Origin of the sequence: Legionella sp. PC1000 (assembly GCF_014109805.1) — a bacterium.
GTDB lineage: Bacteria > Pseudomonadota > Gammaproteobacteria > Legionellales > Legionellaceae > Legionella > Legionella resiliens.
The window spans coordinates 2449553-2475765 of sequence record NZ_CP059400.1 but is presented as its reverse complement, the minus strand read 5'-3'; the positions used below and the strand labels follow the sequence as shown (position 1 = coordinate 2475765).

Here is a 26213-nt window from a genome sequence, read left to right as displayed (position 1 = left end):
GTGTTGTTAACGATCGCAATCGAATTTCACTATAAAAACTGCCTACTTTTCAAGTAATTAAAAAAATTGGTTCACGGAACCTAGAATCGCAATAATAATTTCTGGGGGAACACCATATTTTTTTTCTGCTTTTTCTAATGCTGTTCTGTTAGCAACCCAATAATCCAATCCGCCCTTTACGCGCATGGGGGTCAGAAACAAATCTCTGTAAACATCCCAATTTTTCTTTTCATAGGGCTTTTCCATGGATTCGATGATATCGGGCTGAATAACTACTTGATTCATTATTGCTGTAAGCTCTTTAGCATTAAAATGATACTCTTTAACCATGTTTTTAATAAAAAGCTGTACGTCTTTTCTTTGGGTAAAGGACGTATTTGAATAAGTTGAGAATGAAAGAAGCAGCAATATTATTGCAATAAACCCCAGACATGGCATTTGTCGCATAGCCCCTCCAAGTAATGTAAACTGAAACGATAAATTTTATTAAAAATGCAGTGTATTAGCAAATACTTTAAGGCTACGCATATTTAAGCTAAAATGCGCTATTTGCAAAATAGGTTATTTCAGTTGAGTGATTTAAAGCGAATTCGTAATTTTTCAATTATTGCCCACATCGATCATGGTAAGTCAACCCTGGCTGATCGATTTATCCAAATTTGTGGTGGTTTAACTGAGCGTGAAATGAGTGCTCAAGTACTTGATTCTATGGATATAGAGCGAGAGCGAGGCATCACCATTAAAGCCCAGTGTGTTTCGTTAAATTACACAGCAAAAGATGGTAAAACCTATCTCTTGAATTTTATTGACACACCAGGACATGTAGATTTCAGCTATGAAGTATCCCGTTCTCTAGCGGCTTGTGAAGGTGCGATTCTAGTTGTAGATGCAGCTCAAGGAGTGGAAGCGCAAACGGTAGCCGTTTGTTACACTGCCATAGATCAATCTTTATCTGTTTTACCTGTACTCAATAAAATCGATTTACCACAAGCTGAGCCAGAGCGTGTTATCTCAGAGATTGAAGACATTATTGGTCTTGATGCACATGATGCAATAAGAGTTAGTGCCAAAAGCGGCTTGGGTGTAGAAGATGTGCTTGAAGCTTTAGTGACTCACATTCCAGCGCCAGAAGGTGATATCAATGGACCTTTGCAAGCATTGATCATTGATTCATGGTTTGATAGTTACCTCGGTGTGGTTTCATTAGTACGTATCGTAAATGGTTCAATACGCAAAGGCGACAAAATGAGGGTGATGTCTACCGGCCGTTCTTATGAAGTCGATCAAGTAGGCATATTTACACCCAAGCGTACTAAGCTGGATGTGTTAAATGCTGGCGAAGTAGGTTATTTGGTCGCTGGAATTAAAGAAATTCAAGGTGCCCCAGTAGGAGATACCCTCACTCTGGAAAAAAATTCTGCAGAAAAACCGCTTCCTGGATTTCAACGTGTAAAACCACAAGTTTATGCCGGTTTATTTCCTATAAGTTCGGATGATTTTGAAGCATTTCGCGAAGCTTTAGCTAAATTAAGCCTCAATGATGCTTCATTATTTTATGAGCCTGAATCATCCGAGGCATTAGGTTTTGGTTTCCGATGTGGCTTCTTGGGTATGCTGCATATGGAGATTGTACAGGAGCGCCTGGAGAGGGAATACAATCTTGATTTAATATCTACTGCGCCTACTGTGGTTTATCAAATTTTGACCCAAAAAGGCGAGACGTTGTTGATTGATAATCCATCACTTCTACCACCGCTTCCTCAAATTAAAGAAATGTACGAACCAATTGTGAGAGCAAATATACTGGTGCCCCAGGATTTCCTTGGGTCAATTATTAGTTTGTGTATTGAACGTCGTGGTGTTCAGGTTAATATGACTTACAGTGGTCGTCAGGTTTCTGTAACCTATGATATTCCAATGAGTGAGGTGGTTTCTGACTTTTTTGACCGCTTAAAATCGGTGAGTCGTGGTTACGCTTCATTGGATTATAATTTTTTACGTTTTCAAGAAGCTGATTTGGTGAAAATGGATATTTTGATTAATAGCGAACGAGTGGATGCGCTTTCAGTTATTGTTCATCGTTCTTCAGCACAAAGTCGTGGAAAGCTAATTGCCGAAAAAATGCGTGATTTGATCCCACGGCAGATGTTTGACGTAGCAATTCAAGCAGCATTGGGCAGTCATATTATTGCCAGACAAACAGTAAAGGCTTTACGTAAAAATGTTACTGCAAAATGTTATGGCGGTGATGTGACTCGAAAACGAAAATTATTAGAAAAGCAAAAAGCAGGGAAGAAGCGCATGAAACAAGTGGGGCATGTGGAGATACCCCAAGAAGCTTTTATGGCTGTTTTTCAAACAGACAAAAAGAAATAGGATCTGTTTCTCTTTGGTTCAAGATAGTAGAAATATGCGTTGCGCTAGCTTGAGTCAAAATGGCCTGATTTTCGAGTACCGAAGCACAGCATACATAGAGTATGTGAGCATCGGAACGCAGAAAATCAGGGCAGTTTGGCCAAGATAGTAGAAATGGAAACACGTTGATATAAGGGCGGCATATTAATGCCAGTGAATGTCTTATTATAAAATTAAGTTTGATTAGGATATAAATTTATGAATTTTGCTTTAATATTGGTTGTCCTATCTTTTGTTAGTGGATTTATTTATCTTTTAGACATAATATTCTGGTCAAAAAAACGCGCTGAGAATCAAAAGCCCAATCGTATTATTGAATATTCACGATCTTTTTTTCCTGTGTTTTTCATTGTCTTAATTTTACGCTCATTCCTCATTGAACCCTTTCGCATTCCTTCAGGCTCTTTGGAACCGACCTTGCTTGTGGGTGATTTCGTAGCGGTAAACAAATTTATTTATGGTTTAAGGCTTCCTGTTTGGGAAAAAAAAGCTGTTTCAATTTCTGATCCTAAAACAGGAGAGGTTGCTGTATTCCGATGGCCGCCCGATCCTTCCTATGATTACATTAAAAGGGTGATAGGTGTACCTGGAGATAAAATTAGTTATCACAATAAGGTATTAACCATTAATGGAAAGGAAGCAAAGCAAACTTTTCTTGAGTACACTATTGATGAAAGTTCTGGAAAGGCTGTAGCTAAATACAAAGAAGATTTAAATGGAACAGTGCATAATATTTTCGTTCGGACGGATGTTCCTGCTGTGGACTTTGATATTGTAGTTCCTGAAGGAAATTATTTTATGATGGGCGATAATCGAGATGACAGTGCTGACAGCAGATTTTGGGGTTTTGTACCTGAGCCCTACTTACGAGGCAGAGCATTTTTGGTTTGGATGAGTTGGAATGGTAAGACCGATAACGTTCGTTGGTCAAGAATAGGAAAATTAATTCCGTAAGTATTGGTATTTATTTTCAGATCCAAATACTTTAATTAGGGGCTGTTGCCATTCTAATATCTTGGCTAAAATGATGTGATTTTATGTGTTCCGAGATTCACACATCTTCATGTATGCTGCGTTTCGGTGCTCTAAAACTAAACCATTGGCTTACTCTAGAGAATTAGCAACAGATTACCCAGTGAACAGAAAAAAGGAATAACGAATGCACAAGCAAAAGGGAATGACTTTTATAGGGATGTTATTTGCAGTAGTTGTGATTGTTATAGCGGCAACGATAGTAATGCGAGTTGTTCCAGTTTATTTGCAGTATTACTCCATTACTAAGTCGATAAAAGGATTAAATGAGATATCTCCATCTTCATTAACGGGCGATCCCATGGCCGATGTTAATGTTCTAAAGAGTACTTTGGATAAACGCCTAAATATTAATGGAGTAGAAAGTTTAAAGGAAAATCAGTTGATGATTGAGCCCCTTGGCGTCAATAAATTTAGAGTGAAATTGAAATATCAAGTGATTAAGCCTTTAGTATACAATATAAGCTTATTATTTGATTTTGATCATATTGAAGAGGTTGTAACAGGCAGTGAAAGTTGATTTAGAAAGGTTATGCAGACGATTAAATTATCAATTCAATCATATTGCTTATCTCAAGCAAGCTTTAACGCATTGTAGTGTAGGAAGTGAAAACTATGAGCGTTTCGAGTTTCTTGGAGATTCAATTTTAAGTTTTATAATTGCCAATGAACTGTTTCATCGATTTCCTTTGCAAAGTGAAGGTCAATTAAGCCGCTTGCGTTCCTTTTTGGTTCGAGGTGACATGTTGGTTGAGTTGGCTAAAGAAATTGATCTGGGAGATTTTCTTTTTTTAGGGCAGGGAGAACTGAAAAGTGGTGGTTTTCGTCGCGCCTCAATCCTTTCAGATGCTATGGAAGCTATTTTTGCAGCAATTTTTCTTGATGGCGGAATAGATCCTGCACAAAAGGTCATTCTGGGACTATATCGTTCCAGACTCGAAGATTCTAATTTAAACGATTGCTTAAAAGATGCCAAAACTCAGCTGCAAGAGTATTTGCAAGCTGAAAAAATGGCTCTTCCAGAGTATACCTTGACTAAGGTGGAAGGTGATGAGCACAATCAAATATTTTATATTACCTGTAGGGTAATAGGAGCAAAACAAAAAACTTTTGGCCAAGGACCTAATCGTAGAAAAGCAGAACAATTCGCTGCGAAGTTGATGTTAGAACTGTTACGGTCTCCAAAGCCGCTATAGTAAATTGGGTTTGATTCCGCGTATACCGAACGGCATAGGTATTCTGCTTTTCGATTCATTTACCCGTCATATATCTTTTTTGCTTAGTTGCCGTGTTTATGTACATCCAGCTGATCTGTAATAGCTCATCTCCCGCCTATATCTTGCGGTTGTCCGTGAGATGCCCGAAAAAGAGAGCGCTTGATATAACTAGTGATATCTGACAACTTATTCTCAAGGGAACCATTAATTAATAGGAACTTACTGTGCAAATGAAACACAAAACAACAAAAATACTTTTTAATAAGATCAGCACCATCTTTATTTTCTTGCTTTCTACTTCATCCAATGCGGCTAAATCATTGCCTCAGGATATGCTCAATGTTATGCACCAACCACGTTACCAAAATGCACAATGGTGGATTGAGGTTAAAGATTTGAATACCCAAGAGACTATTTATCAATTAAATACTCGTTATTTATTAATGCCTGCCTCTGTTACTAAATTATTTTCTTCTGCAGCTGCACTGAATGTTTTCGGTAATGGCTACCGTTTTAAAACACCGGTTTATTTTATTGGACAACAAGACGAGGGGACGCTAAATGGTAACTTAATTCTCGTTGGGAAAGGCGATTTGGAATTAGGCGGCCGTGTTCATGATGACAAACTCACTTATGGGTATATCGATCATATTTATGCTAATGATTTGCCAGGCGCATCCATTACCCCCGAAAACCCGCTCAATGGACTGATCAGCCTTGCTCAACAAATCAAAGCCAAAGGTATTAAACAAATTAATGGTGATGTGTTAGTGGACAACCGTTTATTTAAAACGGAATATTTGCGCAATTACACTATTTCCCCAATCATGATTAATGAAAATCTGTTTGATTTTCAAATTAAACCTACCGTTGTGGGCCAGAAAGCCTCAATAAAATGGCGTCCACAAGCCCCTGGTTATTTTATTGATAATCAGGTTATGACCGTAGGCAATGATGAAAAAAACGATATTGAAATCTCAACCAATAATGACAACACTGTATTGACTCTAAAAGGACAAATTGCGGCCAATGCAGGGGAACTGTTAAGAGTATCTCCTATCCTTAAACCGGAGCCTTTTGCCAGAAAAGCTTTTATCGCTGCATTAAAACAACAAGGGATTATAGTAAATCTTGATAATAAAAATAGCCAACTGCCAGACGCCGATGTCTATAAGCAACTTACACCTATAGCACAATATATTTCTCCACCATTTTCTGAATATGTGAAAGTTATTTTAAAATTAAGTCACAACATAGGTGCCGATTTAATACCGCTTTTATTAGCCCAGTATAATAAGGAAACATCATTTGCAGAAGGCATGTCCCATATTGCGACATTTTTACTTGATACAGTAGGATTAGCTAAAAATGAATTTGTATTCGGTGATGGCGCTGGTGGCGATACAAACAGGCTTCTTCCCAAGGCTGCTATTCAGTTATTAACCTATATACACAAACTTCCTGAAGACCAATTTAAACTGTTCTATAATGCACTGCCAATACTTGGTGTCGATGGCAGTCTTGCTAAAGCAGCCCAGAACATTCCCGCAGTAGGCAAAATTCATGCGAAAACAGGTACATCACTAACTTATGACTTCTCGAACCAACGTTTTTATTCCTTTTCAGAAGTATTATCGGGATATATTGACGCAAAAAATGGGCATTTACTTGTATTTATCATTGCAGTATCTAATACGCCTTTGGAAACGCTTGATGATGCTTTTCAAATCCAAAAAGATGTTAGCGGGGTTGCCGTCGAAATTTATAACCACTCTTGATTAGGGTTTGGACACTGGGGCCTGATTTTCGAGTTCCGAAGAGCAGCATACATAAGGTATGAGAGCATAGCAGCACAGAAAATCAGGAACAGTTTGGCCAAGATAGTAAAAATGTAAACAGACCCTAAGAAAAACGAAGACCTGGAACCTCAGTTCCATACTCAGGCAAAGGATCGCCACGAGTCGCATGAACGGCTTCCTTAGTTAATTTACATATGCAGACTTTAACATTGTCTGTAAAAGCGGAGTCGAGTTCCCCATTTAAGTAGTTAATCTTGCTAATATTATCCCAGCCTTTAACACTTTGGAAAAAATCTTCTCGATCCTCTAATTCAACAAAAACCTGCCTATCTGGGTCAATAAGATATGCTTCATTATTTTCATCTACATAGATGATGTAGGAATGATCCAAATCCTTATCATCTTTACCTTGACTTGTGTTTTCAAGCCTGACTAACATTAATTCACCCTTATTTAATGCTTGTATTTGCTGAAAAAATTCATCTAAGTTTTCTACTTCCTTACTGCCATGTACAGAATGAACCAACCCTTCTACAGGATCATTGCCACCTTCGAACTCGGGTATTTCCGTTGGTTCCACACCTTGTAATATAACACGAGCTGCCTCGATAGCACACCAATGGCAATTTCCTTGGTTTTTAGGAACGCCATGTTCATTTGAAGGATTTATTTTTTTGAGTTTCGCAAGTAGTTTTGCTTCCACTGTGATCTCAATTTTCACACTATATGATTAAATTATAGACTACAAGAGAATTAGGGCGTGTAATAAAAATTCAATGGGTTTGCAAATAAAGATAAATGGTGGAACAAATCGTAGCTGTATATCAGCGAAACAGAACCCAGACTAAACTGCTGCACTCATTTCTGGATTCTACTTCGTTATTTCCAGCACTACACTAAATCTTCCAAGCTACTGCTAATTTCTAGCCATTCTTCTTCAGCCTGATTTAAAAAGGAGTGAGTGGATGTGCGCTTTTGTACCAATTGATTGAGTTTATTTTGTTGCGCACTGTCTTCATAAAGAGTGGAATCACCGAGTTGGGTATCCAGCTTGGAAATTTCACTTTGATATTGTTCAATTAATTGTTCCAATTTTTTCAGGCGATTTTGTAACGTTTTCTTTTCTTTATAATCATTCACAGGTGAGGCAATTGTATTTTCTTTAATTGCATCTTTAGTTTGTAACCAGAAATAATAATCATCTAAGTCACCATCAAAAGCTTGAACTTTTTGTTGGTATACCAGATAGAAATTATCTACGCTGGTTTTGAGCATATGGCGGTCATGAGAAATCAGAATTAATGCACCTTCATAACTTTGCAATGCAAGTTCAATGGCAGATCGCATCCCAAGATCCAAATGGTTTGTCGGTTCATCAAGCAAGAGCAGATTGGGTTTAAGCCAAACAAGTTTCGCTAAAGCCAAGCGTGCTTTTTCTCCGCCGGAAAAGTTATTTATAGGTTGTACAGCCATATCACCAGTAAAATTAAAGCCACCTAAAAAATCACGAATCGTTTGTTCACGCACTTCGGATGACAAAACTTGAATTGTTTCCACTGGACTTAAATTGCAATCCAATTGTTCCAATTGGTGTTGCGCATAATAGCCAATTTTTAAATGTGCTGAACGGTGAATCGTACCATTCAAAGGTGTTAAAGACCCAGTTAGGGTTTTAATTAAAGTTGACTTTCCTTCACCGTTTGGTCCGAGTAGGGCTACTCGATCGCCAGGATTGAGTGAGAGATTAATTCTTTTTAGAATCGGTTTTTCAGTTTGATACCCTGCATCAACCATATTGCATTGAATTAAGGGATTTCCAGCGCGAGGACAAGGGAAGAAATCAAAAGAAAAAGGTGAGTCAGCTTGTGCTGCAGCAATAATTTCCATTCTCTCTATGGCTTTAAGACGTCCTTGTGCTTGTTTTGCCTTAGTTGCCTTTGCTCTAAAACGATTGACGAAGGACATCATATGATTGATTTTTGTTTGTTGTTTTTCATACATTGCTTGTTGTAATGCTAATTGTTGTGCATGTGTTTTTTCAAAACAACTGTAATTACCACTGTAAAGAGTTAGCTTTTGTTTCTCAATATGTAATATATGAGTAACAAAAGCATCAAGAAATTCTCGGTCATGAGAAATAAGAATAATCGTGCTGGGACTTTGCTTCAAAAAACGTTCCAGCCAAAAAATTGCCTCCATGTCCAAATGGTTTGTAGGCTCATCCAGTAAAAGTAAATCAGCCGGTTTCATTAAACATCGAGCAAGGCTTAAACGCATTCGCCAGCCTCCGGAAAAACTATTTACCGAAGCGTGTTGCTGTTCGCCTTTAAAACCGAGTCCAGACATGATCGTAGCTGCCTGAGCTGGTTTACTGTAGCCTCCGGTATGACTTAATTCTTCATGACATGCGAGCACTTCAGCATCATGGCCTATAGTTTCCGCTTCGTGCAAACGCTGGAGCAACTTCATATAATGGTCATCGCCGCCTAAGACAAAATCCAATGCTTTTTCATCGCTGTCAGGTAATTGCTGAGATAAATGACTGATGGAGAGTTGAGGATTAATTAAAAATTCACCTGAATCAGGAGTTAATTTTCCTAATAAAAAATCAAATAATGTTGATTTACCGCAACCATTATGACCAATAAGACCTATTTTTTGTTTTTCATAAAGAGTGGCATTGGCATTATCCAATAAAATTTTAGTGCCACGACTCAGGGTAATTTGACGAAGTGTAAGCATGATAAATCTTTAGCTACAAATGAATTAATTTTAACACAAAATATCTAGGTTGTTTCGGGCTCTATAGTTTTTTTCCTGGCTGATTTGTAGCGAGCCTGTTTCTCAATATCAATGTAGCGATCAGTTGTTGCACTGGAACTATGGCCAGCATCATCCCGTACATGTTCACGAGGGCGAATTTTAACGTCTTCAGAAATTCCTGTATGTCTTAGCCAGTGGACCGTGGCAGCAGCCAAATTATCTGCTTCCTCAATATTCCCATTTATCCTCAGTTGCTCACCAGCCAAGTCAAAACAGTGCTGAATGATTCTTCGTATTGGTGCTGTATCACTCATGGGTCCATTACCACGAATCTTAGGAATAAGTGGTGTATTATCAGCAGGGGAGGGAAGAGGGGATAATCCGAGGAAACAACGCCATCGCATTAAACTCTCTAACATTGCATCGCTTACTGCAATTTGTCGTTCTTTATTTCCTTTACCGACGGTGGTAAACCACCAATGGCCGTTGCTGTCTTTGGAAAAATCATTCATGCTCGGGATCCAGCGATCACTTGCTGCCAGTTCAGAGATACGTAAATACATACCAAACAACATGCTTAGCATGAACCGGGTCCGTTCATGCTTCAAGGGAGATTCTTCTGCAAGGGATTCGGCGGCTTCCAATACTGCGCGCCATTGAACCAAACTAAGTCTGCGTATGGGGGCATTATGCTGTCTCTTTCGAATGAATTTACTTTTTTGACGAATTAGAGCAACCGGATTAGAGACCAAATATTCCTCAGCAATTAAAAAATTAAACAAGGTACTTAAAATAGCAAATATTTCTTGAATAGCTCCTTGAGATAAATTGAATTGATCAATTTCAGGCTTGTGTCCATTTTTTATTGCAGATTTACTTAATGTTACTACAAACGGTTTCCATTCTTCATTAGGGGTACGTTTTCCATCTATTTCAATAAAGCGGGGTACTTTTTTTAAACTGATCCAGGATTTGGGCGGATTCTGGCAAAAATGTATGTATTGCTCTATATCATCACGTTTCAATTCATTTATCGTAGCTTTCTTAATTAACCAGGACCATTGTAATAAACGTTCCGTTTCTCTGCGGTAGCTATTAAATGTACCTTGACTACCGGTATAGCTTTTCAGAAAACTTAAAGCGTAATTAAAATCATTTTGAAAGCGAATATGGGGTAATACGGCATGTTCATGATTTTTATGTAAGTAATTCATATTATCGAAGATAGGAAGCAGTTTAAATTTCATAATATTCATTTGGGTATTTATCATAATCACTAATGCTAGCTGAAAAGTGATGAAGATACGAGTAGGAGCAGGAGCCTAAGTATTTGTTTGTACACTCAGCTATATGGTTCAAAAAATATCGATTTGTTCAAGCTAAATAAGTCTCTTAATACTTAAAGCAAAATTAATAAAAATTAAATGATTTAAGATATTGACCTTGATGAAAGCACCTAGTATCATCTGCGCTCTGTCCTTGGGACGGGTTTTACGGGGTGTAGCGCAGTTTGGTAGCGCGCCTGCTTTGGGAGCAGGATGTCGGGGGTTCGAATCCCTCCACCCCGACCAAGATGCGCCCGTAGCTCATCTGGATAGAGCATCGGCCTTCTAAGCCGAGGGTAGCAGGTTCGAATCCTGCCGGGCGTGCCAGCCCAGATCTTGTTCATAAGAATTTCTGGCTAAAAAGTTTTTATGGTGAGCGTAGCTCAGTTGGTAGAGCCCCGGGTTGTGATCCCGGTTGTCGTGGGTTCGAGTCCCATCGTTCACCCCATTTGAGAAAAAATGGTTTATCGCTAAAGATTTTATCTGAGTCTTTACAAGACCGAATTACTGATTGATAATCCAACCTGATTTGCGAAAGTGGCGGAATTGGTAGACGCACTGGATTTAGGTTCCAGCGGGGCGACCCGTGAGAGTTCGAGTCTCTCCTTTCGCACCATTACATTATAATTCCAAAGAGGTGAAATTGATGCAAGTTTCTGTTGAGACCCTAAAAGGTTTGGAACGTAAGGTAACAGTTTCTGTACCTGCAGAGAAAGTTGAGGAAGAAGTGAGCTTACGTCTCAAGAATCTTGCTCGCAAAGTTAAAATTGATGGTTTTCGTCCCGGTAAAGTACCCATGCATGTTGTTGTCAGTCGCTACTCTCAAAGTGTTCGTGAAGAGGTTGCGCGCGAGATGGTACAATCCACATTATATGAAGCATTACAAAAAAATGAACTGATTCCTGCTGGCTATCCCTACGTAGAGCCCGAACAAATAGAGAAAGGGAAGGATTTTAAATATACTGCAACATTTGAAGTGATGCCTGTATTTGAGATTGCTGAATTAAATCAAGCAGTGGTTGAGCTGGCTCGTTCAGAAGTTACTGATAAAGACGTTGAAAGCATGTTGGATAAACTTCGCGAGCAAAATAAAGAATGGCATGACGTATCGCGAGCTGTCAAAAAAGGCGACAAGGTCGTTATTGATTTTGAAGGCTACCTCGACGACAAACCTTTCGATGGTGGCACTGCGAAAGGCCATGAATTAATTCTTGGTTCTGGCGCAATGATTCCTGGCTTTGAAGATGGAATTATTGGAAATAAAAAAGAGAAGCCTTTTGATATCAAAGTAACGTTTCCTGAAGATTATGGCCATAAAGAATTAGCAGATAAAGAAGCTGTTTTCAAAATTACGATTCATAATGTAATGGAAGGGAAACTCCCTGAACTTAATGATGAATTTGCAGCGAAGTTCAATATCAAAGAAGGTGGTATAGATGCGCTGAAAAAAGACATCAAAGAAAACATGACTCGTGAGTTAGAGCGTCGCGTGAGCATGATGAACAGGGAAAAGTTGTTTGATAAATTAATGGAAGTAAATACCATTGAATTGCCAATTGCTTTAATTGACAAAGAAATCGAACATTTGAAACATGATATGTATCATCGTCTTTTTGGACATGAACATCATGAAAACGAACAAATTCCTGACTTCCCACGAGAGCTTTTCGAAGAACAAGCAAAACGACGCGTTCATCTTGGTTTGCTCTTTTCAGATTATGTTAAAAAACACCAAATCGTTGCTGATAAAGACAAAGTGAAGGCAATGATTGAACGTTTTGCTAGTGCTTATGAAAATCCTGATGAGCTTCGTGCCTGGTATCAAAATAGCAAAGAGAACATGGCTGAAATTGAAGCGCTTGTTATGGAAGAGATGGTTGCAGATAAAATCGCCGAGGATGCAAAAGTTAAATATAAAAATAAAGATTATGATTCAGTAATGAATCCTAAACCAGCAACTGAAGCGGCAGAGAAAAAAGGAGAGTAATTATATGTCGGGCTATTCAGAGAACATAATTCGCAATGCCAGTGGATTAGTCCCAATGGTTATTGAACAAACCTCACGAGGTGAGCGTTCGTATGATATTTACTCAAGATTATTGAAAGAACGTATTATCTTTCTTTTGGGTGAAGTTGAAGATCATATGGCTAATTTGGTGGTTGCTCAATTGTTGTTTCTTGAGTCTGAAAACCCTGAGAAAGATATTTCTCTCTATATTAATTCACCTGGAGGGGTCGTAACAGCAGGCTTGGCAATTTACGATACCATCCAGTTTATTAAACCTGATGTAAGCACCTTGTGCATAGGACAAGCGGCAAGTGCAGCTGCCTTGTTACTTTGTGCTGGGGCTGAAGGTAAGAGATTCTGTTTACCAAACTCACGAGTAATGATTCACCAGCCTTTAGGGGGCTATCGTGGTCAAGCAACTGATATCGAAATTCATGCTCGCGAGACTTTAGCTGTAAGAGAGCGGTTAAACACCATTATGGCAAAGCATACTAATAAGACACCAGATCAAATTATGCGAGATACTGAGCGTGATAATTTTATGAGCGCTACACAAGCTGTTGAATACGGCCTGGTTGATAAAGTGCTTTATGATCGAGAGTCAGTAGGTAAATCAGAGTAATTATTTTTCATTAAATTTAAAGAACTGAACTATAATTTATCGTAGCTTAGGTGCAGTGAAGCGGAACCTGGGTTTGAGGTTCAGATTTACCGGGTTCCGCTTCACTGCGCCCAGGCTAGGAATGCGATAGGGGGTCCCTTTTATATTGATTCAATATTACTTCTTCGTATTTTGCTTTATTTTTAAAAAATAATTGCGCTGAATAAACAGTGGCATATCTTTTTCTGATTGACTAATATTTTACATATATTATCTATTTTCCGATAATCGTTGTAAGAAGGGGTTGGGTTATGAGTAAATCCGGTAACGGAAGTGGCGATAAAGTTTTGTATTGTTCTTTTTGCGGTAAGAGCCAACATGAAGTAAAAAAATTGATTGCTGGCCCTTCTGTTTTTGTATGTGACGAGTGCGTTGAACTGTGTAATGATATTATTCGTGAAGAAACCCATGACTCACATGAAGAAGCAGACGTACGCTTACCATCACCTAAAGAAATTTCAAATTTCTTAGATGAATACGTCATTGGACAATCTCATGCAAAAAAAGTCTTGTCCGTAGCTGTGTATAATCATTACAAGCGATTACAACATAAAAGTGAAGATGGAGTTGAACTTGGGAAAAGTAACATCTTGCTGATTGGTCCGACTGGAAGCGGAAAAACACTTTTAGCTCAAACATTAGCTCGTATTCTCAATGTTCCATTTGCTATGGCTGATGCAACAACCCTTACTGAAGCAGGCTATGTAGGTGAGGATGTAGAAAATATTATCCAGAAACTTCTGCAGAAGTGTGATTACGATGTAGATAAAGCCCAGCATGGTATCGTTTATATTGATGAAATTGATAAGATATCACGTAAGTCTGATAATCCTTCGATTACCCGAGATGTTTCCGGCGAGGGAGTTCAACAAGCACTTTTAAAATTGATTGAAGGTACAATCGCTTCAGTTCCCCCACAAGGTGGCCGTAAACACCCGCAACAAGAATTCTTGCAAGTAGACACTTCAAATATTTTATTTATTTGTGGTGGAGCCTTTGCTGGATTAGAAAAAGTGATAAGAGAACGAAGTGATAAGTCAGGTATTGGATTTTCTGCTCAATTAAAAAATAAAAAGGATACCAGTGATGAAGTATCCAAGGTTTTGAATCAATTGGAATCTGACGACTTAATTAAATATGGATTGATACCAGAGTTTGTTGGACGATTGCCCGTAGTTGCGACGTTGCAGGAGTTGGATGAATCAGCTCTGATTGATATTTTAACTAATCCCAAAAATGCTTTAACCAAACAATTTCAGTCTTTATTCAAAATGGAAGGTGTGGAACTTGAATTTAGAGAAGAAGCATTAATCGCTATTGCTAAAAGAGCTCTGGAAAGAAAAATGGGTGCACGAGGATTACGTGCCATACTTGAAAATATACTTTTAGACACCATGTATGAATTACCTTCTCTTGAAGGAATAATTAAGGTTGTGGTTGATGAGAATGCTGTAAATAGCTCATCTAAACCCATTCTTATTTATGAACAGGATGGGATAAAGAGTGCAGCAGGTGGCCAAGAGTAGAATTTCTGCTCTTTATCTCTCCTGCCTAGGGTGTGGGAGAGATTCTTTAAGGAACTTTCTTAATTATAACGCTTTGATTTCTTGCAATAACTCTCCCTTCCTTTTAAATTATAATTTAGCAGTCACGTGAATAAAAATAAGTTTTCCGTTTGAATAAGGGTTCATTATGTCCACTGAAATTAAAGAGACTTCGAATGAGACAGAAAATCTGTCCAACATACCTGTATTACCATTAAGAGACGTAGTGGTCTACCCTCATATGGTCATTCCTTTGTTTGTTGGGCGAGGAAAATCAATTAAAGCCTTAGAAGCGGCAATGGTTGATAGCAAACAAATCTTTTTGGTAGCGCAGAAAAAATCATCGAATGATGATCCAACTGAAGCTGATATTTTCCAAGTCGGTACGTTATCTAGCGTACTTCAGTTGCTGAAACTACCTGATGGAACTGTAAAAGTTTTAGTTGAAGGTGAAAAGCGTGCTAGAGCAAAAGAATACAATCAAGCTAAAGGATATCTTGAAGCCGATCTCGAATTAATTGAAGATGAAAATAGTGCGGTACAAGAACCAGATATTGGCATTTTGATGCGCTCCTTAATGTCGCAGTTTGAACAATACATTAAGCTGAATAAAAAGATTCCCCCTGAAGTTTTATCTCCGCTTGCTGGTATAGAAGAACCCGGACGTTTAGCAGATACCATTGCTGCTCATTTAACGCTGAAGGTAGACGATAAACAAGAGTTACTGGAAACAAAGGATGTGGGAACTCGTCTTGAACGGTTAATGTCTGCTATAGAGAATGAAATTGACTTGTTGCATGTTGAAAAACGCGTGAGAGGGCGTGTTAAGCGACAAATGGAAAAAAGTCAGAGAGAGTATTATCTCAACGAACAAATGAAAGCAATTCAAAAGGAATTGGGCGAGTTAGGCGAAGAAGGAAATGAAATTGAGCAACTGGAAAATTCGATTAACAAAGCCGGAATGCCTAAAGAAGCAAAAGAAAAATCGCATGCAGAGCTTCATAAGTTGAAAATGATGTCGCCTATGTCTGCTGAAGCGACCGTTATCCGTAATTATCTTGATTGGATGCTTTCTGTACCATGGAAAAAGAGAACCAAAATTCAATTTGATTTGCTTAAGGCAGAAAAATTATTGGATAAAGAACATTATGGTCTAGAGCGGGTAAAAGAACGCATTATTGAATACCTGGCTGTTCAGCAGCGTGTGAAACGCCTGAAAGGACCTATACTCTGTCTTGTTGGCCCTCCAGGGGTAGGTAAAACTTCATTAGGACAATCTATTGCAAATGCTACAGGACGTACGTTTATTCGTATTGCTTTAGGTGGCGTTAGAGATGAAGCGGAAATTCGCGGTCATAGAAGAACTTATATCGGGTCAATGCCAGGAAAGATTATTCAGAAACTGTGTAAGGCTGGTGTAAAAAATCCGCTAATTATGCTGGATGAGGTGGATAAAATGGCTATGGATTTCCGAGGAGATCCAGCTGCAGCTTTACTCGAGGTATTGGATCCCGAGCAGAACCATACGTTTAACGATCATTACCTAGAAGTAGATTATGATTTAAGTGACGTTATGTTTATTGCAACAGCAAATTCGCTGGAAATTCCTGCTCCATTATTAGATAGAATGGAAGTGATTCGCCTTGCAGGTTATACAGAAGATGAAAAAGTAAGTATTGCCGAGAAATATCTTGTGCCGAAACAAGTCGTCTTAAACGGCCTGAGTAACGATGAAATACATATTAGTGAAGGTGCGATTCGAGATGTTATCCGTCACTATACCCGTGAGGCAGGTGTACGTAATCTAGAGCGTGATATTGCTAGTGTTTGTAGAAAAGTAGTAAAAGAAATTTTATCGAATAAAAAAGTTAAAAAAATGAATGTAACTACAAGCAATGTTGAAAAATATTTGGGTGTGAAAAAATTCCGATATGGTTTGGCTGAAGAGTTTGACCAAGTGGGACAGGTTACAGGCTTGGCCTGGACAAGTGTTGGTGGCGAGTTGCTAACGATTGAGGCATCAATGATGCCTGGTAAAGGCAAAGTGACGCATACGGGCCAATTGGGTGAAGTGATGCAGGAATCCATTCATGCAGCGATGACGGTTGTACGAAGTCGAGCTAAAAAACTTAGTTTACCTGATGATTTTTATGAAAAGAATGATTTTCACGTTCACGTGCCCGAAGGTGCTACACCAAAGGATGGTCCAAGCGCAGGGATAGGTATGTGTACGGTATTGGTTTCTGTAGTGACGCAGATTCCTGTTAAAGCGGATGTAGCGATGACAGGAGAAATAACGCTAAGAGGGCAGGTGTTGCCAATTGGTGGTCTAAAAGAGAAGTTATTAGCAGCTCATCGAGGTGGAATTAAGCATGTCATTATCCCTGAGGAAAATGTAAAAGACCTGGAAGAGATTCCAGATAATGTTTTGCGTAAGCTAACAATACACCCTGTTAAGACTATAGAACAGGTTTTAGAACTGGCTTTACAACGCAGTCCTTGGGTAGAAAAGCCAACAAATGTACAATCTGAGGCTTTAGTGGGTAAAAGATCAAAAAAAATTAAAAATAATGATTTACATACCCATTAATTAGAGGTATATTTCGTTTCGTAGCCCGCCACTAGCGGGCATTGCAAGGAAGTAACTACTCGATCGGTTAATTTGATGCGTTTTATTAAATTAACTTAGAAGTATGGAAGATTAACAGTATAGGGGAAGCAATGAATAAGAGCGAATTAGTTGATGCTATAGCAAGTGGTTCGGGTTTAACAAAAGCTGACGCAAGCAGAGTTCTCGAAACTTTTACTAGTACTATTACTGATGCTTTAAGAAGTGGTGATCAAGTAGTAATACCTGGTTTCGGTTCTTTTTCAACAGGCAATCGTTCAGCAAGAACAGGTAGAAACCCACAAACTGGTAAAATTATTCAAATTAAAGCGTCACGAGTAGCCAAGTTTAAAGCGGGTAAAAACCTGAAAGAAGCAGTGCAAGAAGCATAAGTTTTCAGGGTGCTTAGCTCAGCTGGGAGAGCATCGCCCTTACAAGGCGAGGGTCGTAGGTTCGATCCCTACAGCACCCACCAAGAAATGGAGTGGTAGTTCAGTTGGTTAGAATACCGGCCTGTCACGCCGGGGGTCGCGGGTTCGAGCCCCGTCCACTCCGCCAGATTAACGCGCCGAAAGGCGCGTTTTTTTTATCTGGAATGAATGTTTACTTCAAAATTTTATTTCCTTCTCATTTTGCATGTCTTTAAGAGAAAGATTGGATGAAGCCATGAAAAGTAGTAATCTGCTCACTTCACCCTAATTTTTAGTTATTTCAGGGAAAGGAAAATTTTTGCGGCATAGATGAATGATTTTTGTTTTGATTTTTCTCAGTCTGGGTTATAATCAGCCCTCACTAAATTAAAAATGCTTTATTTATTAATAATATGGATCTCGGGACATGTTACAAAAGTTAAATGAACGTATACAGGGTGTTGTAGCTTGGTTAGTGGTTATCTTAATCGGTATTACGTTTACACTTTTTGGTGTAGATTATTACCTGCAATCACATCAAACAACAAACGCCAAGGTGGTCGTCAACGACACTCCTTTATCAATACAATCATTTGAAAACAATTACAGACGTGCTCGTTCCATGCAAGATATTGAGCAAATGACTGCTGCTAGTGAAAAGAAGTTACAAAATCAAGTTTTAGATCAAATGATTACTAATGAAGTCCTGGTGCAAGCTGCTCGTAATCATGGGTTTGATGTGAGTTCAAACCAAGCGGATGCAGCAATTTTAAGTATTCCTCAATTTCAGGAAGATGGTCATTTCTCAGCTCAAAAATATCAGCAAGCACTAAATGCTGCTTTATTCACTCAATCAAGTTTTCAAAATGAAGTAAAGCAGGGAATGCTACTGAACCAGCAACGATTTGCTTTTATGGGTAGTTCTTTTGCTTTACCTGATGAAATAGATCGTTTTGTGAGCTTGTACATGCAAAGCAGGGACTACGATTACTTAACTATTCCAGTAGCGCGCTTCGAAAAAGATATTCAAGTTTCTCCAGAGGAAATTGCAAATTATTATAAAATGCATAAAAAGGAATTTATGTCCCCAGAAAAAGTCAGTTTAGATTATGTCACTTTATCGATGTATGATATTAGAAGTAAGATAAAAATATCTGATGATGATGCGAAACGGTATTACGAAGACAACCAAAATAACTATTTAACTCCTGCAAGCTGGCAAGTAGCACATATTTTATTTGCTGTTCCAGAGGATGCAAGTCAAGCTGATTTGGAAAAGATTCAGAAAAAAGCGAATGATGCATACCAAGTATTACAGAAAAATCCAGAACAATTTGAACGTCTTGTTTCAGTGATGTCAGATGACAAGCTTTCAGTTGCTGATAAAGGTGTTCTTCCCTGGATTACTGCAGGAAGCCAAAATAATTACAATCAAATTTTATCTAATTTAACGAAACCAGGACAGATTTCTCCTCCTGAAAAAACAAAACATGGCTATGAAATTTTTAAACTAATTGCATATAAGCCTGTTTCAACAAAACCATTTTCCGAAGTAGCCTCCTCGATTAAAGAACAGCTGATTGCTGAAGCGGCTCAAACAAAATATACACAAGCCATGGAACAATTGTCTGATTTAAGTTATCAATCTCCAGACTCCCTTCAGCCTGTAGCAGAGGCATTAAATTTAAAAATTGAAAAAACCCAACCTTTTTCAAGGTCGGGTGGGACAGATAATATTACAAAAAATAAACAGGTAATTAATGCTGCCTTCAGCCATGATGTTCTCGATTTAAACAATAACAGCGAACCAATACAAATTGATAATGATTCACTCGTGGTTGTAAGGGTTAATCAGCATTGGGATGAAAAAGAGCAACCTTTAGAAGCTGTTCAGGATCAAATTAGCAAAATTTTGGTTAGAAAAATTGCTGAATCCAAAGCAAAAGAGATTGGAAAGGGTTTGTTAAATCCAGTTGAGGATAAGCAGCAACACGAATTAATTAGTTCAAATAATTTATTATGGAAATCAGTTGCTATGTCTACTCGTGACAACGATAAGGTAGATACGGATATTAATGATATGGCATTCAATTTGTTACGACCAGAAAGCCGTGATGGTCTTGTCATGCCAAATGGGGATTATGTTGTTGTAAGATTGAAACAAATTCATTATGGAAAATTAAGTACATTAGACAGGGAGCAGCAAGATAGCTTAATTCAACAAATAGAAGCAAGCTATGGCATGATGGATTATGACTTGTATGTAAAAAGTTTAATTAATCGCGCACAAATTGTGAGGCACTAGGTTTTATAGACAAATGCGCTAACTTGAGCTGCTTATTTATTTTTTAAAATTAATATACTAAGGCTGGGATAGCAAAGTTTGGCTATGTAATCTACTATATAGGAGTATCGCTATGCCTGATTTAAGCAAGAAGTTTACTGATCTTAAATTAAAGCAATTATATGGTCATGTACTAAGTCATTATCAAAATTGTGTTAGTCGCGGCTTAGATGTTAATGCTACGTACAATGAAATGTTTCTCGCGGTGCAATTTTCTCTAGAATCATCATGGAGTCAAAGCCCACTCGCTAAATTGGAGCCTGCAGAGAAATTAAAAGTATATGCCGCTTTTAATGCACTATTTAACGCGTTACCTTTATATCAAGGAATGCAGTCTTCTCAACGAAGTACTTTTAATCCGTCAACGCCTCAGTTTAACCCAAGGGCTAAATATGTGATTAATCAGTATAATTATTATGGTTATCAAGATCCAACGCTTCTTGATTGGTTAATTCTAAGTTCCATAATCAACTCCCACAATCATTCATATCATCATCATGCGGGTAGTGATGGCTGCTGTTGGCCTTCTAACCAACATGGTCATGATTCATCTTCAAGTGACGATTTTGCTAAATTGATGGCAGCCTTGCTTCTGATTCTTATGGCTTTGATTGCTGTCGTTTTAGCTTTTATTGCTTTGTATTATATGCTTAATGAATTTGCAAACAGCATTGAGCGTTTTTGCTATGGTGAAGGATGGCTAAAGGGCGCATTAATGTTCGCTACTTCTATTGGATTTGGTGCAGGTTCGGCTTTTTTAACGCTTAATTTTGGAGCCGCACCATTAATTGCTCTTGCGGTAGCTGCAGGACTTAATCCAGTTGGCATCGTGATAGCTGGAGCTGTACTGCTTACTATCATCGGTGCAGGTATTGGATGTTTTGCGATGAGTATGTTGTATGATTCGCTTAATAAGTCAGCAAATAACGAGTCTATGGATCCATCAGACCCAGAACGATTTAGATTAACTGCCTCAGAAGAAGCTTTTTTGAGAGATGAGAAAGGTATGGATCCCATTATCGTCAGATGCGCGATGGTTGCATTGCGTGCGGAAATGGCGAAATTATTAGGAAACGAGAAACCAATACCGTCGTTTTTCTCGCGTTATTTTAATAAAGAGAATGAAAAGGTCCAGGAGCTATTAGAAAAATTACGGCATTTGCGTAAAGGGGACATCAATATGGTTCAAGTAGGGGAGCTGAATTTTGATTGCAGACTTCCTCAAAGGGTTTATATCCCACCTTACTATAATCCAGTTCAACCCCTATATCCTGAAGTGTCACCTACCTATTCTGACACCCCACCTCCATATCCTGGAACGTACACAACACCTACAGCTCCTCAATATTCTGCATTCGGATAGGTGTATTGAACCGAGTAAAGAGCAATTCTTTACTCGGTCAAGATCATGATTTTACGACTTATTTTCACTCTATTAGATATTTAAGACTATTCACTGGAAGTAAAAGGAAGCATGCGTTTTAATACATTATCTTTACAAATGAAATGATGATATAACGCTGCAAGGAAATGGATTCCTGCCAAAATGAGAATTAAATAGGCAATCACTTGATGCGTCGAAAACATAATATTACCAAAATAATCATTCTTTGAGATAAGGCAAGGGATAGTAAACCAACCAAAAAAGTTAATGGGTTTTCCACCAGCACATGTTAAAAGGTAGCCAACTATGGGCATGAGTATAATAAGAACAAAAAGAGTATGATGGACCACTTTCGAAGTAATGTATTGCCATCGTGGCTGTGTTATTGGTGGAAGTGGTTTGATATTTATAATATGCCAAATAAAAAATAAAATTCCGAGTAATAAAATAGTAAATCCTACTGATTTGTGCAGCATTATATAGAGTGCTGTGAGTGGTGAATTATCGCTAAGAGACCAGACAAAATAAAATTGGGCGATAATTAAAATAAAGATTAACCAGTGCAATAATTTGGTCACGCCGCCAAAACGCTTTAGGGTATTCCTTATCATAGAGTTTTCTCCATTAATTCGTAGATAATACTACTATATCAATGACTTAAATAATATCATTATTGATATTATTGGCTTTGATATTGAATTAAGAAGGTGCTAAATAGGGGGAGAAGATCTTGGCGGAGAGACAGGGATTCGAACCCTGGGAAGGTTGCCCTTCAACGGTTTTCAAGACCGCCGCATTCGACCGCTCTGCCATCTCTCCAGGCGTGAATACTATCCTAACGGCCTTGGTTTTGCAAATATTTTTTTAATCTTCTGGGCAATTAAAGGCAGTTTTTTTCGATACTGTTTCTATTTTTTCCATTTTACAAAAAAAGTAGAAGAATGTTCGCAAAATAAATAGTCCTAGGTATAATGTTCCCAATTTGTGACTGTTGTCGCGGATACAACAGATATATATATTTGATAGATAGGTGTAGTTTATGAAACGAATTCAAATGTTGTTCCTAGTGGGTCTTATCGTATCTTTATCTGCATGTAAGACATGGTGGGGTAAAGACGATGAAGATAATAATCCTTATAAAGGAATGACTGCTGAGCAACTATATGCGGATGCTCAGAAGGATCTACGTAAAAAAGAATATGCAACAGCAATAAAACATCTTGAAGCAATCGAAACGATGTATCCATTTAGCGATTATGCAGAGCATTCACAGATGCAATTAATTTATGCTTATTATAAAAATGAGGACTATCCTTCAGCTGCTGCTACTGCGGAACGATTTATTCATCTTTACCCAAGAGCTAAGAATGTGGATTATGCTTATTACATGAGGGGCATGGCTAATTTCCAACAAAGTCGTGGGGTTTTTGCAAAATTTTTACCTCTAGACGAATCATGGAGAGATCCTGGTACACAAACTCAGGCGTATTCTGATTTTGGTATCCTGATTCAAAAATTCCCTGAGAGTAAATATAAAGCAAACGCGCTACAGCGTATGATTTATTTGCGCAATATGTTTGCTCAACATGAATTGAATGTTGCGACATACTATTTTAAACGCAAGATGTATGTTGCAGCAATTAATAGAGCGAGTTATGTGGTGAAAAACTATCCACAAGCTCCGAGCGCAAAACAAGCTTTAGTTGTAATGTATGATGCGAATATGGCTTTAGGTTTCAACAAGGCTGCTGAGGAAGCATTAGTGGTATATAACGCGACTTATCATACCTCTAAAATGGAACATATAGTATCTAATTAATTGATCTGGAATTGTACCTGGGTAGAATTGTAATACCCAGGTTTTATTGCGGGCATAGCCTTTATACGATGCTCGCTAACTCAGGTTCTTTTTCTTTTACTGTCAGTGCCGCTAAAAGATCATTGGTCAACTCGCGTAATTCTCCAGATAATAAAGTGAGTGCTGCATCGCGTTGTTGATACTCTTCATCAAGTTGTTTAATTTCGTTAAAGTCATCAAGTAGATAATCAAGACTTTTAAGTTTTTTGAATGCAAAGTCATGAGTCAGTGTAAGCTGAATTCTTTCTTTCCAGATTAAAGAAATTTCTGCGGTTGCCATACCTTGCGATAATAAAGTTAAAACTTCCTCTGCTGGTAGCTCATAACCTTTACAATGCACTCGTTTTTTCTCGTCATCAAGCGAAAAGAGCAGACAATCAGACGCTAATTGAAAATGATTGGGAAGCGAATTGGGTGAATGAATCCATTCGGCGAATCGTAAAGCAAGATTTTCTGTGTGTGTTAATGGTTCAATCGAAACTCCGGCTACGGATTTACGCAAAAGGGAAGTGAGTTGTGATGCTTGATTATTGCTGGAAGCATTAACTATGATTCTTTTGCTGGCGCTATCAAGGATAGCAAGCATCTTTTTTTGGATGCAAAATGATTTAGGCAATAATTCAAACTCGATATCTTCAGCCATTTGCGCTTTTTCTGCCCGTTTAATTGCGCGTCCTTGTTGGGTCTCGAGTACTTGTACTTTTTCGGCAAGCATTTTGTTGATGACGCCCCGTGGTAGCAAACGCTCTTCCTTTCCCATACAAATCAGCGAACTTCCAGCAACCTCCTGAACCATTTCATCCGCAAAAGCAGGAAGCCAGCCATAAACAAAGCGAGCATGGGGAGGGCAAGGTTTTAGAATATTTTCAGCTAGAGATGCTGTTAAGTCACAAGCTTCATCCAACTCATATTGATAGATCAGTGCATTGTTAAACCACATAAAAAAACTCCTGAGATTACATAATATAATAGGTACCGATTGCCATCGTTCTATTGTACGGTAGTTTATAAAATTCGATATTTAAATTGGCTGAATAATTGCGTATCAGAAAGGCGAACAACTTTTCTTGCCAGTAAAAAGTTAATGATTTTCTTGATTTTGATGCGGTAATATTAGGAATTTCTACCATATATGTAGCGCGCTCAACATTTAACTTAAAGGGAAAAAGATTTTTGTTAGAGGCTCGTTCCAAAGCTCTGGGTATAGAAATAGTTTCCATAAAACCATAATGCAGGGTGAGGTTGAATACTTTTTCATGCAAACATGTAATTTCATAACGTTGGCTGTAATGGATATGCGGGATGTTATCAACCACATAATTAACAATAAGTACGCGCTCAGGAACTGCACGACTTAATTTAAGAAAATGAAGAAAGCTGCCGCCGCTTTTATCATAAACATCAGTGATAAAAACTGCAGTGAGATCAGTGAGTTGGTTTAAACTTTTATATTCTAATTGCTTGAGAATCTTCGAAATATCATCCTTATTCATATAATAATTTTCGCGTAAGTATTCCAAGCCAAATTTCCAGGTATACATGATAGTGGCGATGAGTAAGGCAAAAATGACTGGAACCCAACCGCCAGTCAAGAATTTATGTAGATTTGAACCAAGAAATGCAAAGTCTACGATAAGAAAAAAGCCAAATATGGTCATGACCCTATATTTTGGCCATTTCCAAATTGATATTGCTGCATAGGCAACCATTGCATCAATTAGAAGCATGTCTGCATTCACAGCAATTCCGTATGCGTGAGCCAGTCTATCTGAAGTTTGGAAGGCGAAACAAAAAGTTAATGTGCCAATAAACAAGATAAAGTTAATTTGCGGTACATAAATTTGCCCGGAAAACTCCTTGGATGTTTGCACTATTGGTATACGAGGACATAAGCTGAGTAAAACTGCTTGTTTTGTCAAAGAAAACGTAGCTGAAATTACAGCTTGTGAGGCAATTATCGTGGCAATCGTAGCAAGAATAATCAAGGGAATATAGAACCATTCAGGGGCAATCATGTAAAAAGGATTTTTGATTGCATTGGGGTTTATGAGTAAGTTAGCTCCTTGACCAAAATAATTTAATATCAAACAAGGAAGAACAGCCGCAAACCAACCGGCACGAATAGGATTTTTCCCAAAATGTCCTATATCTGCATAAAGCGCTTCGCCTCCAGTGACAACAAGAAAAATGCCGCCTAATAACAAATACCCTTTTAATCCCGTATCGCGCATCAGATCAAATGCGTAATACGGATTGATTGCTGTAAGTACGATAGGGGCTTTAACAATTTGTACGATGCCAAGAATTGCGATAGTAAGGAACCAAATCAGTATAACTGGACCAAATAGATTTCCTATACTTCCTGTCCCTCTTGCTTGTAATGTGAAAAGAAGAATCAGGATAATTACGGCTATAGGTAGAATAAAGGGGGTAAATTCATGCGAAAGAGTACTAAGACCCTCTACTGCACTGATTACAGATATAGCAGGTGTCAGCATTCCATCACCTAAGAGTAATCCAGCTCCAAAAATTGCGATGATGTAAAATAAAGGCGTGTATTTAGTACTTTTATACTTCATTAGTGCCAAAAGGGCGAGAATTCCTCCTTCACCATCGTTATCTGCCCGAAAAATCAAAATCAAGTATTTGAAGGAAATAATAAGAATCAAACACCAGAAAATAAGTGACAGAACACCCAAAATATGTGATTGAGTAATAGGGATATTATCTAATGTTACTTTTAAGGCATATAACGGGCTTGTACCGATATCCCCAAACACAACGCCTAATGCACCTAAAGTGAGGCCATAAGAGAACTTTTGTGTATTTTCCATATCGATTACCA

General features: G+C 38.2%; 19 protein-coding genes, 7 tRNA genes and 1 pseudogene. 19 read left to right on the top strand and 8 right to left on the bottom strand.

The annotated features are described in order from the left end of the window. Positions 1 to 78: 78 nt before the first annotated feature. Positions 79 to 447, bottom strand: a pseudogene (locus FOLKNPGA_RS10920) (lytic murein transglycosylase); the annotation flags it as partial. Between the two features lie 93 nt (positions 448 to 540). On the opposite strand from FOLKNPGA_RS10920, the gene lepA reads away from it, so the two are divergent. The 5 genes from lepA to dacB all read left to right on the top strand — a co-directional run bounded on the left by lepA (position 541) and on the right by dacB (position 6442). Further along, positions 541 to 2376 carry a translation elongation factor 4 gene (gene lepA / locus FOLKNPGA_RS10915; RefSeq protein WP_182349944.1) on the top strand — a complete coding sequence of 612 codons (1836 nt, stop codon included), beginning with the start codon at positions 541 to 543 and terminating at the stop codon, positions 2374 to 2376. Positions 2377 to 2613: 237 nt separating this feature from the next. Then, the gene (lepB, locus tag FOLKNPGA_RS10910; protein ID WP_182349943.1) at positions 2614 to 3369 is read left to right on the top strand and encodes a signal peptidase I; all 756 of its coding nucleotides are present in this window, start codon (positions 2614 to 2616) and stop codon (positions 3367 to 3369) included. Positions 3370 to 3574: 205 nt separating this feature from the next. After that, on the top strand, positions 3575 to 3967 hold the full coding sequence (locus tag FOLKNPGA_RS10905; RefSeq protein ID WP_182349942.1) for a DUF4845 domain-containing protein: 393 nt from the start codon (positions 3575 to 3577) through the stop codon (positions 3965 to 3967). Continuing rightward, the gene (rnc, locus tag FOLKNPGA_RS10900; RefSeq protein WP_182349941.1) at positions 3957 to 4643 is read left to right on the top strand and encodes a ribonuclease III; all 687 of its coding nucleotides are present in this window, start codon (positions 3957 to 3959) and stop codon (positions 4641 to 4643) included. The genes FOLKNPGA_RS10905 and rnc overlap by 11 nt, the downstream gene beginning before the upstream one ends. A gap of 251 nt (positions 4644 to 4894) precedes the next feature. Then, positions 4895 to 6442, top strand: a complete 1548-nt coding sequence (gene dacB, locus FOLKNPGA_RS10895; protein ID WP_255466087.1) for a D-alanyl-D-alanine carboxypeptidase/D-alanyl-D-alanine-endopeptidase — start codon at positions 4895 to 4897, stop codon at positions 6440 to 6442. 124 nt (positions 6443 to 6566) lie between these two features. Here the strand turns inward: dacB and FOLKNPGA_RS10890 are convergent, their stop codons facing one another. The 3 genes from FOLKNPGA_RS10890 to FOLKNPGA_RS10880 form a co-directional block, all read right to left on the bottom strand. Then, on the bottom strand, positions 6567 to 7166 hold the full coding sequence (locus FOLKNPGA_RS10890; RefSeq protein ID WP_182349939.1) for a hypothetical protein: 600 nt from the start codon (positions 7164 to 7166) through the stop codon (positions 6567 to 6569). 188 nt (positions 7167 to 7354) lie between these two features. Beyond that, on the bottom strand, positions 7355 to 9205 hold the full coding sequence (locus FOLKNPGA_RS10885) for an ABC-F family ATP-binding cassette domain-containing protein (protein ID WP_182349938.1): 1851 nt from the start codon (positions 9203 to 9205) through the stop codon (positions 7355 to 7357). 44 nt (positions 9206 to 9249) lie between these two features. After that, complete coding sequence (locus FOLKNPGA_RS10880; protein ID WP_182349937.1) at positions 9250 to 10473, bottom strand: tyrosine-type recombinase/integrase; 1224 nt, start codon at positions 10471 to 10473, stop codon at positions 9250 to 9252. A 247-nt stretch (positions 10474 to 10720) separates the two neighbouring features. Here FOLKNPGA_RS10880 and FOLKNPGA_RS10875 point away from each other — a divergent pair. The 13 genes from FOLKNPGA_RS10875 (at position 10721) to FOLKNPGA_RS10815 (ending at position 21489) form a co-directional block, all read left to right on the top strand. Continuing rightward, positions 10721 to 10797: transfer RNA gene (locus FOLKNPGA_RS10875), tRNA-Pro, on the top strand. Positions 10798 to 10801: 4 nt separating this feature from the next. Continuing rightward, a tRNA-Arg gene (locus FOLKNPGA_RS10870) sits at positions 10802 to 10878 on the top strand. Positions 10879 to 10923: 45 nt separating this feature from the next. After that, positions 10924 to 10999: transfer RNA gene (locus FOLKNPGA_RS10865), tRNA-His, on the top strand. Between the two features lie 83 nt (positions 11000 to 11082). Further along, positions 11083 to 11167 (top strand) — tRNA-Leu (locus tag FOLKNPGA_RS10860). 30 nt (positions 11168 to 11197) lie between these two features. Then, positions 11198 to 12538: a trigger factor gene (gene tig / locus FOLKNPGA_RS10855; RefSeq protein ID WP_182349936.1), complete on the top strand. Its 1341-nt coding sequence runs from the start codon at positions 11198 to 11200 to the stop codon at positions 12536 to 12538. Between the two features lie 4 nt (positions 12539 to 12542). Then, on the top strand, positions 12543 to 13181 hold the full coding sequence (gene clpP, locus FOLKNPGA_RS10850; protein ID WP_182349935.1) for an ATP-dependent Clp endopeptidase proteolytic subunit ClpP: 639 nt from the start codon (positions 12543 to 12545) through the stop codon (positions 13179 to 13181). Between the two features lie 290 nt (positions 13182 to 13471). After that, positions 13472 to 14746 carry an ATP-dependent Clp protease ATP-binding subunit ClpX gene (clpX, locus tag FOLKNPGA_RS10845; protein WP_182349934.1) on the top strand — a complete coding sequence of 425 codons (1275 nt, stop codon included), beginning with the start codon at positions 13472 to 13474 and terminating at the stop codon, positions 14744 to 14746. Positions 14747 to 14912: 166 nt separating this feature from the next. After that, positions 14913 to 17354 carry an endopeptidase La gene (lon, locus tag FOLKNPGA_RS10840; protein WP_182349933.1) on the top strand — a complete coding sequence of 814 codons (2442 nt, stop codon included), beginning with the start codon at positions 14913 to 14915 and terminating at the stop codon, positions 17352 to 17354. 131 nt (positions 17355 to 17485) lie between these two features. Continuing rightward, positions 17486 to 17764 (top strand): HU family DNA-binding protein, encoded by a 279-nt coding sequence (locus tag FOLKNPGA_RS10835; RefSeq protein WP_010653977.1) that lies wholly within the window; start codon positions 17486 to 17488, stop codon positions 17762 to 17764. Between the two features lie 7 nt (positions 17765 to 17771). After that, a tRNA-Val gene (locus FOLKNPGA_RS10830) sits at positions 17772 to 17847 on the top strand. A gap of 6 nt (positions 17848 to 17853) precedes the next feature. Beyond that, a tRNA-Asp gene (locus tag FOLKNPGA_RS10825) sits at positions 17854 to 17930 on the top strand. Between the two features lie 279 nt (positions 17931 to 18209). Beyond that, entirely contained in the window at positions 18210 to 20087 is a 1878-nt protein-coding gene (locus tag FOLKNPGA_RS10820) for a SurA N-terminal domain-containing protein (RefSeq protein WP_182349932.1), read from the top strand. 112 nt (positions 20088 to 20199) lie between these two features. Then, positions 20200 to 21489 (top strand): hypothetical protein, encoded by a 1290-nt coding sequence (locus FOLKNPGA_RS10815; protein ID WP_182349931.1) that lies wholly within the window; start codon positions 20200 to 20202, stop codon positions 21487 to 21489. Positions 21490 to 21575: 86 nt separating this feature from the next. Here FOLKNPGA_RS10815 and FOLKNPGA_RS10810 read toward each other — a convergent pair whose 3' ends face one another. Then, entirely contained in the window at positions 21576 to 22121 is a 546-nt protein-coding gene (locus FOLKNPGA_RS10810) for a cytochrome b (RefSeq protein ID WP_182349930.1), read from the bottom strand. Positions 22122 to 22241: 120 nt separating this feature from the next. After that, a tRNA-Ser gene (locus FOLKNPGA_RS10805) sits at positions 22242 to 22329 on the bottom strand. A 220-nt stretch (positions 22330 to 22549) separates the two neighbouring features. On the opposite strand from FOLKNPGA_RS10805, the gene FOLKNPGA_RS10800 reads away from it, so the two are divergent. Then, a complete protein-coding gene (locus tag FOLKNPGA_RS10800; RefSeq protein ID WP_182349929.1) occupies positions 22550 to 23329 on the top strand; it encodes an outer membrane protein assembly factor BamD in 780 nt (259 codons plus the stop codon). 61 nt (positions 23330 to 23390) lie between these two features. Here the strand turns inward: FOLKNPGA_RS10800 and FOLKNPGA_RS10795 are convergent, their stop codons facing one another. Then, a complete protein-coding gene (locus FOLKNPGA_RS10795) occupies positions 23391 to 24308 on the bottom strand; it encodes a recombination-associated protein RdgC (RefSeq protein ID WP_182349928.1) in 918 nt (305 codons plus the stop codon). A gap of 16 nt (positions 24309 to 24324) precedes the next feature. Further along, a complete protein-coding gene (locus FOLKNPGA_RS10790) occupies positions 24325 to 26202 on the bottom strand; it encodes a potassium transporter Kup (RefSeq protein WP_182349927.1) in 1878 nt (625 codons plus the stop codon). Positions 26203 to 26213 lie beyond the last annotated feature (11 nt).